Origin of the sequence: Aminiphilus sp. (assembly GCF_029975095.1) — a bacterium.
Classification (GTDB): domain Bacteria; phylum Synergistota; class Synergistia; order Synergistales; family Aminiphilaceae; genus Aminiphilus.
In genome coordinates this window covers 1-10,069 of sequence record NZ_JARKPW010000005.1, presented here as the reverse complement: position 1 = coordinate 10,069, position 10,069 = coordinate 1, and the positions used below count along the sequence as shown (strand labels likewise).

The 10,069-nt window shown below is 61.7% G+C and carries 9 protein-coding genes; 1 reads left to right on the top strand and 8 read right to left on the bottom strand.

Features of this window, described 5'->3' with window-relative positions; all coding sequences use genetic code 11:
- The 6 genes from Q1K49_RS00350 to fsa form a co-directional block, all read right to left on the bottom strand.
- Positions 1-192 (bottom strand): hypothetical protein (locus Q1K49_RS00350; RefSeq protein ID WP_300521434.1); only part of this gene is annotated, 192 nt, incomplete at its 3' end.
- 32 nt (positions 193-224) lie between these two features.
- Positions 225-1,841 carry a CTP synthase gene (locus Q1K49_RS00345; protein ID WP_300521431.1) on the bottom strand — a complete coding sequence of 539 codons (1,617 nt, stop codon included), beginning with the start codon at positions 1,839-1,841 and terminating at the stop codon, positions 225-227.
- A gap of 33 nt (positions 1,842-1,874) precedes the next feature.
- Complete coding sequence (locus Q1K49_RS00340; RefSeq protein WP_300521428.1) at positions 1,875-3,308, bottom strand: GGDEF domain-containing protein; 1,434 nt, start codon at positions 3,306-3,308, stop codon at positions 1,875-1,877.
- A gap of 80 nt (positions 3,309-3,388) precedes the next feature.
- Positions 3,389-4,792, bottom strand: coding sequence for a LysM peptidoglycan-binding domain-containing M23 family metallopeptidase (locus Q1K49_RS00335; RefSeq protein ID WP_300521438.1), 1,404 nt, complete (start codon positions 4,790-4,792; stop codon positions 3,389-3,391).
- Positions 4,793-4,853: 61 nt separating this feature from the next.
- Positions 4,854-6,161, bottom strand: coding sequence for a transcription termination factor Rho (gene rho / locus Q1K49_RS00330; protein ID WP_300521436.1), 1,308 nt, complete (start codon positions 6,159-6,161; stop codon positions 4,854-4,856).
- 55 nt (positions 6,162-6,216) lie between these two features.
- Entirely contained in the window at positions 6,217-6,897 is a 681-nt protein-coding gene (gene fsa / locus Q1K49_RS00325) for a fructose-6-phosphate aldolase (RefSeq protein ID WP_300521425.1), read from the bottom strand.
- Positions 6,898-7,367: 470 nt separating this feature from the next.
- Here fsa and Q1K49_RS00320 point away from each other — a divergent pair, with 470 nt between their 5' ends.
- Complete coding sequence (locus Q1K49_RS00320; protein WP_300521422.1) at positions 7,368-7,868, top strand: ECF transporter S component; 501 nt, start codon at positions 7,368-7,370, stop codon at positions 7,866-7,868.
- A 48-nt stretch (positions 7,869-7,916) separates the two neighbouring features.
- Here Q1K49_RS00320 and Q1K49_RS00315 read toward each other — a convergent pair whose 3' ends face one another.
- Together Q1K49_RS00315 and pfkA are read right to left on the bottom strand one after the other, a co-directional pair.
- Complete coding sequence (locus Q1K49_RS00315; RefSeq protein ID WP_300521419.1) at positions 7,917-8,870, bottom strand: DUF4392 domain-containing protein; 954 nt, start codon at positions 8,868-8,870, stop codon at positions 7,917-7,919.
- A 14-nt stretch (positions 8,871-8,884) separates the two neighbouring features.
- On the bottom strand, positions 8,885-9,844 hold the full coding sequence (gene pfkA, locus Q1K49_RS00310; RefSeq protein WP_300521416.1) for a 6-phosphofructokinase: 960 nt from the start codon (positions 9,842-9,844) through the stop codon (positions 8,885-8,887).
- Positions 9,845-10,069 lie beyond the last annotated feature (225 nt).

Here is a 10,069-nt window from a genome sequence, read left to right as displayed (position 1 = left end):
GACGAGTCCTCCCGTCTGGACGCTGCCGAGCAGAATCGTCTCCACCTGTCCCAAGGTCTGAAAGGGCGTCTCCTGCTGCCCTCCCGCCTCGTCCGCACGCGCGGGAACGACGGCAAAGAGCACCGCTGCGCAAAGGGACAGCGCAAAGAGGATTTTCCCGACCTCATTGATTTTCCTGTTCCATTGCCTCACTCGAATCCCTCCTCGTTCGGTGCGCTCTGTCGTCACCCCTGAGGCGCACCTTTTCCAGTCACTTTCATTGCCGCGGCGACGAAATCCCGGAAGAGCGGATGGGGGCGAACCGGACGCGACGTGAACTCCGGATGGAACTGGACACCCACAAACCAGGGATGTCCCTCCAACTCCACGATCTCCACGAGATCCCTTCCCTGGCAAACTCCCGCCGTCATGAGCCCCTCCCGGGCCAGGCGCTCCCGGTACTCGTTGTTGAATTCGTAGCGGTGACGATGCCGTTCCCGAATCACGCTCTTCTTGTACGCCTCGTGGGACCTGCTGCCCTGAACGAGCTCGCAGGTATATCCTCCCAACCGCATGGTACCACCCAGATCGGAAATCGTCCTCTGTTCTTCCAGAAGATGGATTACGGGATTCGGCGTACCCGGATCGATTTCGGAGCTGTGTGCTGCGGCGATACCACAGACATTCCGGGCGAACTCCACCACCGCAACCTGCATTCCGAGGCAGAGCCCGAAGAAGGGGATTTTCTTGGTTCTCGCGTATCCCGCCGCGGCGATCTTTCCTTCAATGCCTCGGCTTCCGAACCCTCCGGGGACGAGAATGCCCTGCACGCCCGCAAGCCACCTTTCGGTGCCGTCCCGCTCCACATCCTCCGCCTCCACATGCCGGAGCACGAGCTTCGCGCCCCCCGCCGCCGCCGCATGCCGCAACGCCTCCACCACGCTCAAGTAGGCGTCCTTGTGGCTCACGTATTTCCCGACCATGGCGATTTCGACTTCCGATTCGGGATCGGTGCAACGATGATCGAATTCTCTCCAGTCCATCAGATCGGGTTCCTGTGCCGTGGAAATTCCAAGCTGCCGCAGCACGAGCATATCCACTCCCTGGTCGTGGAGGGTCAACGGAATTTGATAAATGCTGGATGCGTCGAGAGCCTCCACGACGGCCTCCTTCCGAACATTGCAGAAAAGCGCGATCTTGTCCTTGATGTCGCCTTCCAGAGGAAACTGGGCCCGGCAGACGATGATGTCCGGCTGGATACCGATGCGACGCAGCTCGTTCACGCTGTGCTGGGTGGGCTTGGTCTTCAGTTCTCCCGCAGCAGCGATGAACGGAACGAGGGTGACATGGCAGTAGAGCACGTTCCCTCGCCCGACACGCCCGGCCACCTGTCGGATAGCTTCGAGGTAGGGAAGCCCCTCGATATCCCCCACCGTTCCGCCGATCTCGGCGATGAGCACGTCGTTTCCGTCCGCCACCTTCAGGATGTGCTCCTGTATCTCGTTGGTAATATGGGGAATCACCTGCACCGTCGCCCCAAGATACCGTCCCCTGCGCTCTTTGGCAATGACGGACGAATAGATTTTCCCCGTGGTGATATTGTTGTCGGAGGAGAGGCTCAGATCCAGAAAGCGCTCGTAATGCCCGAGATCAAGGTCCGTCTCGGCACCGTCCTCGGTGACGAACACTTCTCCATGCTGAAAAGGATTCATCGTCCCCGCATCCACGTTGAGATAGGGATCCATCTTGATCACGGAAACCCGAAGCCCCCGACGCTTGAGAAGCACCCCAAGCGAAGCGGCGGTAATCCCCTTCCCCAAGGAAGAAACCACTCCACCCGTCACAAAAATGAATTTCGTCATCTCTTCTCCTCCCCTACAAGGCGCCTCAGCGCTTCAGTCACTGAAAACGATTCTGTTCCTTCCTCTTCCCTTAGCCGCATAAAGCCGTGCGTCCGCAAGCGCCAAAAGGTTCTGGGACTCGGAAACACAATCACGCACGGCCTCCGAGATACCGCAGCTCACCGTCACCTGGAGCCTGCCGAATTGCGTGTTCCACGCCTCTGACGCCAGTGTCTTCCGGATTTTCTCACATGCGACCACCGCATCTTTCAGAGACGTCCCGGGCATGAGCAAAAGGAACTCCTCACCTCCGAAGCGGCAGGGCATCCCCATCTGTTCCGCGTACCGCCGGAGTATTTCCCCGAACCGGCCGAGAACCACGTCCCCCGCGACATGGCCATGCATGTCGTTCACGGTCTTGAAATGGTCGAGATCGAAAAAGGCCAGCGCGTATTCCCCGCCGCGAAGACGGTGCCGCTCCCAGGACGCCTCGAATTCGCGCAGACAGCACCGTTTGTTTCTCAATCCCGTGATCTCGTCGAAGAGCGCTTCCTGCTTCCATCGTTGCATCCGGCTCCAGAGGGACCACGTCCCCGCCAGCCGGTTCATGAAGGTGCGCAGGTAGTCCACCCGTCTTCCGGTAAAGACATGAGCCTCCGCAGCACCGAACGTTCCGACGAGACGGAACGCATCGTCTCCGCCTCGGGCCGGAACGGCCGCATACCCCCGGAAACGGTTCCCCTTGAGGTCACTGAAGACAATCACCCGATCCTGCTCCATGGCGAGGGCACGAAGTCCCCTGCCGAGAAGGAAGGATTCTTCCTCGTAAAGGTCGAAGGGAACGTCCTCCCCCGCCAGAAGAAGCTTCACCTGAAATTTTTCCCAATCCATGCCCCATACTGAAGAAGCGGAGAAGGGAACGATCCGTCGCAGCTGCAACAACGCCTCGCCGGTGAACCGGAGCGGATCGGCATCGTCCCGTTCGAGCATCTGTCCCAGGAGGTTTCCCGTTCCGGAAAGCCGCAGCGCGCTCTCCACAATGCCGATGTGATGCTCCCGTCCCCAGGCTTTTCCCAGCAGGGAAGCGAGATCGGCAAGATAGGGATGATCCACCGCGGAGAGCTTTCTCCCCCAGAGCGTCCAAAGGGCGAGCACACCGAAAAATCGCTCCCCGTCCCGGATGGGGACGAGAAGCGACGGTGCATCCTTCAAGGCGAGTTTATAGGGATACTTGGCCGAGACGAGACGTTCGAGAAAAGGGCGGATCCGCTCGAGCACATCCTCGGGATCCGGAACGGAACGGGACGCGACGGATCGCCACTCGGAGCGGACCTCGTCCGGAGCGGCGACAACCAGGGCACGGACCTGTCTTCCCGCGAGGCCGAGTGCACCGAGACAGGCCGAGACGCCCTTTTCAAAGCCGAATCGGAGCAGAAGCGTGCTCCATCGATCATGCAATCTGAGACTGGTCCACCGAGGACTGTCCACGGTCATCGTCCTCCTCAACAAAACGGCGGGCCAGGAGAGACGCGCCCTCCTGGCCCGGAAAGATCCTCCGGCGCAGCGCCTCAGCGCAAGACCCGCATAGGATTGATCGGCGAGTTGTTCACCCGTACCTCGAAGTGGAGATGCGTTCCCGTGGCCCTTCCGCTCGCGCCGACCCGGGCGATAGCCTTCCCCTGGGAGACGGACTGCCCCTTCTTCACCAGAAGACTGTTGCAGTGCGCGTAAATGGTCGTGTACCCTCCGCCGTGGTTCAGCACGACCACCCGGCCGTATCCTCCCATCCAGCCGGCAAAGACCACTGTGCCGTTCTTGGATGCCACGATGGTCTGCCCCCGGGGAGCGCGAACATCGATCCCCGTGTGGAAGTCCCGACGTTTCGTGAAAGGATCTCTTCGCCAGCCGAAGGGGCTGCTCACCCGACCACGAACAGGCCAGACGAACCCCCTCGCGGTAACGCGTCCGCCCGATCCGGCGATGGAGGCACCACTGCCACCGCCCTCGCGGACCACGGTAATGGGCTTCGCCCCGGGAAGAAAGACGTTTTTCCCCTCCTGAAGCGCCGCGTCCTTCCCCAGACCGTTGGCGGCAAGAACGGCCTCGGGATGCACGCCGTACCGTTCGGCGAGTTTTTTCAGGGAATCACCCTTTTTGATCTTGTAGACCACACCGTCCTGATTGGGAATGCGCATGGACGTCCCCGGTTTGAGCACGTCCGGATCCTTGAGGTCGTTGCAGCCGAAAAGGGTGTTGATGTCCAGGCCGAAGGCGCTCGCGATGGACCAGAGGCTGTCTCCCTGCCTCACCGCATAGTCCGTGAACTTCACGGGTTCCGCCTGGCGCCGTTTTTCTTCCTCTTCCAGTTTGCGTCGTTCCAGCTCCTCAAGGACGGCGTTCACGTCCTCGGGGTTCTTCGGAATGAGAAGCTCCTGTCCGACGCTGAGACGATCGGGGTTCTTCAACGCATTGGCCTTGACGATGAGCGCCGCGTCGATCTGATATTTTCCGGAGATCCCCGAGAGGGTGTCCCCGTTAGCCACCACATGGCGATTCCACGACGGAGATTCTTCCTCCAGCCGCACCTCCTCGTCGCCGGAGAGCGCTTCCGGTTCCGTACCCCCTCCGGTCACCGGCTCGGTCGGTCGCTGGGCATCCGCCCCGGTCTCCACTTCCTCGAGGACCACATCTTCCTTGAGAACGAAGGGCCTTTCAGCCTGAAGAGGCCCTATTCCCTTGAGAAGCAGCGCCGTCTGTCCGGCACCTCCCTCCTCCTCTCCGGGGGGAGACACATCCACCAGGATGTATCCGGATTCCTCGCCTCCGGGCATCTTCGCCGCCAGCGGAGACATGCCTTTGGCACCCGCTTTTTCCGCCGCAGCGACGGAGAGATACACCGTGCCGCTCAGCATGCACAACACCAGGACCCAGAGGCCCACCCGAATTCTGCGTTTGAAAATGCGTTCTCGCACCCTTGCCAAGGCATTCCCTCCCTTGGTGGACGGCCTGAGCGGAAAAAACACGGACGAGAACTCAGGCTCCCTTGATCGTATTGAGAAAGTCCCTGTTCGTGGATGCCTGCTTGAGCTTGTCGATGATAAGGCCCAGCGCCTCCGCCTCGTCCACACTGCCGACGCGGCGCCGCAGAATCCACACCCGCTGTAGTTCGTCCTCTCCGAGAAGCAGTTCCTCCCGCCGCGTTCCGGAACGCGCGATGTCGATGGCGGGGAAAACACGCTGCTCCGCGAGTTTTCTGGTGAGGTGCACTTCCATATTGCCGGTACCCTTGAACTCTTCGTAGATCACTTCGTCCATCCGGCTCCCGGTCTCGACGAGGGCCGTTCCGATGATGGTGAGACTCCCCCCGTCTTCTATGTTTCGCGCAGCGCCGAAGAACCGCTTGGGAAAATAGAGGGCCGCCGGGTCCATGCCTCCCGAGAGGGTCCGTCCCGAAGGCGGAACCACCAGATTGGACGCCCGGGCAAGGCGCGTGATGGAGTCGAGAAGAAGGACCACGTCCTTCCCCACCTCCACGAGCCTCTTGGCCTTCTCCAACGCAAGGTTGGCCACCCGCATGTGCTCCTCCGCAGGCCGGTCGAAAGTGGAGGCGATGATCTCTCCGTCCACCGAGCGGGCCATGTCCGTGACTTCCTCGGGACGCTCGTCGATGAGAAGAACCATGAGGATGACTTCCTGATGGTTTGTGGTGATGGCGTTGGCAAGCTGCTTGAGAAGCGTTGTTTTTCCGGCCTTCGGGGGAGAAACAAGAAGGGCCCGTTGTCCTTTTCCGATGGGAGAGAAAAGATCTACGAGGCGTGGAGCGATCTGACGAGCCTCCGTCTCGAGACGGAGGCGTTGGTTCGGAAAGATGGGGACCAGATGCTCGAAATGGGGACGCCTCCTTGCCGCTTCGGGGTCCGAGAAATTCACCAGTTCGACCCGGAGAAGCGCCTCGTAATGCTCCTGGTCCTTGGGAGCCCGAATGACACCCCAGACGACATCGCCGTTGCGGAGCCCGAACCGGCGGATCTGGGACGCGGAGACGTAAATGTCGTGATCGCTCGGAAGAAGCCCCTTCGGACGAAGAAACCCGTATCCCTCCGCGAGCACTTCGAGCGTTCCACCCCCGAAACGGTGTCCCATCTTCTCCGATTGCTCCTTGAGGATGGCCACCACCAGATCGTCCTTGCGGAGCGCCGACGCTCCCGTGACACCCACTTCTCTGGCGACTTTCCGGAGTTCCGTCACATTGAGGCCGCAAAGGGCACCGAAAGAATGCTTCGGCCTGGCCGTACCGGCCTTGACGGATTCGGCGGCCTCAAGCGAGCCGTTTTCCTCCATATCGGGCTGCGGCGGAAGCACCGCGTCCTGTTTCGGGGGTTGTGCGTTCTGCGCATCAGCCATGGAGGCTTCCATTCTCCGATGCGGGGCATCTGTTCGAGCGTCTCCAGTCCTCAAGGAACCGTTCGATGCCGGACGTGGTGAGAGGATGATCGAAAAGCTGCCGGAGGACCTTGAAAGGCAGAGTGGCGATATGCGCTCCTGCCGCCGCCGCATCCGCCACATGCCGGGGATGCCTGACGCTCGCGGCGATGATCTCCGTGTCGATTCCCTGGACATCGTAGATGCCGGCGATCTCCTCCACCAATCCGATGCCATGCTCTCCCACATCGTCGAGCCTTCCCAGAAAGGGACTCACGTAGGTCGCACCCGCCGCCGCGGCGAGAAGGGCCTGCTGGGGAGAGAAGACCAGCGTCACATTCGTGGCGATTCCCTTTGCCGTCAGTCGGCGTACCGCTCCCATTCCCTCGGGGGTCATGGGGATCTTCACCACAACGTTCGGAGCGATTGCAGCGAGGGGCAACGCCTCGGCAACCATACCCTCGGTATCGAGAGAAAGAACTTCCGCACTGACCGGACCTTCAACGAGAGCACAAATTTCGCGGATTCGGTCGGCGAACACGACCCCTTCCTCTCTGGCGACGAGAGTGGGATTCGTGGTGACACCGCTCACGACACCCCAGGCGACGCCTTTTCGAATCTCTTCAAGGTTCGCCGTATCCAGAAAAAAGCGCATAAAACCAGTCCTCCATTCTTCAGGAACGTGAAATTTCAGGAAGGAAAATGCATAGACGCCACTCCTCGTCGACGTCGGGAAGACGGGACGGACGGAAAGGAACGATGCGGATTCCTCGAAGAAAACGAAGCCGTCGTCTCGAATCCGGACTCAAGAACGTCGGCGTCTCGACGTCGCTTTTTTCGGATGGAACCGGAAGATGTCGCCTCGCGTGGGAAATGCATTGCACACTGCCGTACAACACACAAAAAGAACGCTGCACGCGCATGCGCCCCGCCAGGTAGTATACCTGCTCCTTTCGCCCTCCGCAAGCAGCGATTTCAGCGGGTTCCGCGCTGGTCTCCCTTCGGTAGGTCCAGAACGACCCGTTTTCGCGCATCCTCTGGATCTGCCTTTTTCACACAAAGCTCTCTAGAATGGATGCGTGGTCGGCAGGAAAACACTCTTTTTCACACACAGGAGGATTTTTCATGAACGCGAGAAAGGACCATCCCGCACGGAGCGTCGCCCTCGGCGCGGTCCTGGCCGCCGCCGTAACGGTGGCCACCATGATCCACGTTCCCCTTCCGGGATTCCGGATCTATTTCAACCTCGGAGAGGGCGTCATCTATACCGTGGCGATCCTCCTGGGCGGCAGATACGGCGCCGCCGCAGGCGGCATCGGCGCCGCCATCGCCGATCTCGTCCTGGGCTATCCCCTGTGGGCACCGATCACTGCGGTGATCAAGGGCGCCGAGGGCTATCTCGTCGGACGCCTCGCCCGCCGAAACAGATACATCGCTCTCGCCGCCGGCGCGGCGGTCATGGCCTCCGGGTACAGTCTCACCGCAGGCGTGCTCTACGGGCGTGCGGCGATTCCCGTGGAGTTCGCCACGGATCTTCTTCAGACCGGCGTGGGCGCTGCCGTCGCCCTTGTGCTCGTACCGCTTCTCGAACGCCGCATTCTCGGAAAAACTCCGGCGGTCCGCTGAAAAACGGAAGGTCCGCCCCCCTAGGGGGGCGGACCTTCATTCGCACCTTCACCAACCGGGGCTGCTCCGGACGCGCAGGTCTTCGAGCCGCCACACCAGACGACAATGCTCCCGCAGGGGAAGGCCGTCCACCGAGAGCTCACACCGCTTGGTAACCCCATCTACGGCGCCCGCCGCAACGAGGGCACGGAGCATGGACTGCTCCTCCCCGGGAAGATGGCCGAGCCGTTTTCCGGAACACAGAGAAAGAAGCACCGCGAGCCCGTAACCACCCCAGTTCGAGACGTCCACGGGAAGAGCTACGTCGGCAGCGACGACGCTCAGAGCGGCGGAGAAGCCGGGAACCGCCCTGACAAGCCCCTCTCCCAACGCTCCCATACCAGCCTCGTTGCCCCCGTCTCCGATGGCCAGAACAGGAATCCCCGCTTTCCGAGCGAGAGACACGGCATCGTCGAGCGGCGGTGTGATCGCCGAAATGTCCTCTCCCCGCATGTTGCGGTACCGCCCGTCCGCAGAGCGGCCAAGCCGTTCGAGAAACACGAGCGCCCGGGGATCTTCCGCCAGCACCTCCGCACCGGCGGCGGCACATCGCACGGGAGGCCCCCCGACGGCGGCGGAGCAGGCTTCCAACGCGGGCGCGCAGAGCGCATCGGTCACGAGGGAAACATCCTTCCCCAGGCGGACGAGGGCCCGCCCCAGAATCACCGCTCCCGGCGGCCCGTCCGTCTCCGCCGCACCACGAGGGCCAATGGAAGCGACAGGGCCTTCCGAGGCCAAGCCCCCCTTTTCCGGAACGAAAAATCCGGTCACTACGACAATCCGTTCAGACTTCTCCAGAAGAGCGACCGCGGAAAGCCACGCCGACACACTTCCCAGGCCGGAGATGCCTCTCCCGGTTCTTCCTGAGGCGACGCAATCCGCCACGTCCTTCGCGACGGCCAGAAACTGCGCATCGTCGAGCTTGGGCTCACACCGTACTACGGGAACCACGACATCGGTCATAATGGGCACATCCCCTAGATGCTGAGCATCTCCACAAGCTCCAACAGCTCCGGAGGAAGCTCCTTGCGTTCGGTCCAGGTCTTTTCCAGAGGAACGGCCTGCATCGCGCCGTTCACACATCCCACCATGACGCCTCCCTCTCCTGCGCAGAGACGCTCCACCGCAAAGGCGCCGAGGCGGGAGGCCAGAATCGCGTCCGCAGCGGAAGGCCCTCCGCCGCGCTGAATGTGCCCCAGCACGGTGATGCGCGCATCGTACCCCGCCGTGTCGGAAAGCAGCGACGCCAGCTCCTGGGCCGGCATGACCCCTTCGGCGAGCACGATGAGAGAGTGCGTCTTGCCCCGCTTCTTCGCGTAGTGGAGCTTGTCGCAGAGCCGCCCCAACTCGAAGGAAACCTCGGGAATCACCACGTGTTCCGCGCCGCTCGCCACGCCGACGGAGAGCGCGATCCATCCGGAATGGCGCCCCATGACCTCCACGACAAAGAGGCGGTCGTGACTGCTTGCGGTGTCCCGCAGCTTCACCACCGCATCGAGGGCGGTGTTCACCGCCGTGTCGAAGCCGATGGTGGCATCCGTCCCCCAGAGATCGTTGTCGATGGTGCCGGGGATGCCCACCACAGGAAATCCCCTCAGGTGAAGTTCCTGTGCACCGCGAAAGGATCCGTCCCCACCGATGACCACGAGACCGTCCACATCGAGGGAGCGGAGGCGGGAAAGCCCCTCGTTGATCCCCTCGGGACGCTTGAACCGCTCGGATCTCGCCGTGCGAAGGATCGTCCCTCCCCGGTGGATGATCCCACCGACGGAACTCTTGGTGAGGGGAATCACATCGCCGTCAAGAAGTCCTTCATAACCGCGGCGGACACCGATGACATCGAGATTCCGGTAGATCGCGGCCCTTGTCACGGCACGAATCGCGGCGTTCATGCCCGGAGAATCTCCACCACTCGTGAGCACGGCAAGTCGTTTCATGGGCATCCTCTCCTCGCAGAAATCTTCTCTGGATCCAGTCAATGCGTCAGCGCTTCGGTGAAACGATCGCCAACGCCGCTTCTCTGTTTCCATGCATACCACGGGAACCGGGTTTTGTAAACGCGGGATGCCAAAGACTCTCTTCACGTCCTGCGGTGACCACTCCCCCGCAGAGCGGGTCGTCCCGAAAAAGCCCTGCCCTTTGCGCCGCCGGATAAACATCGG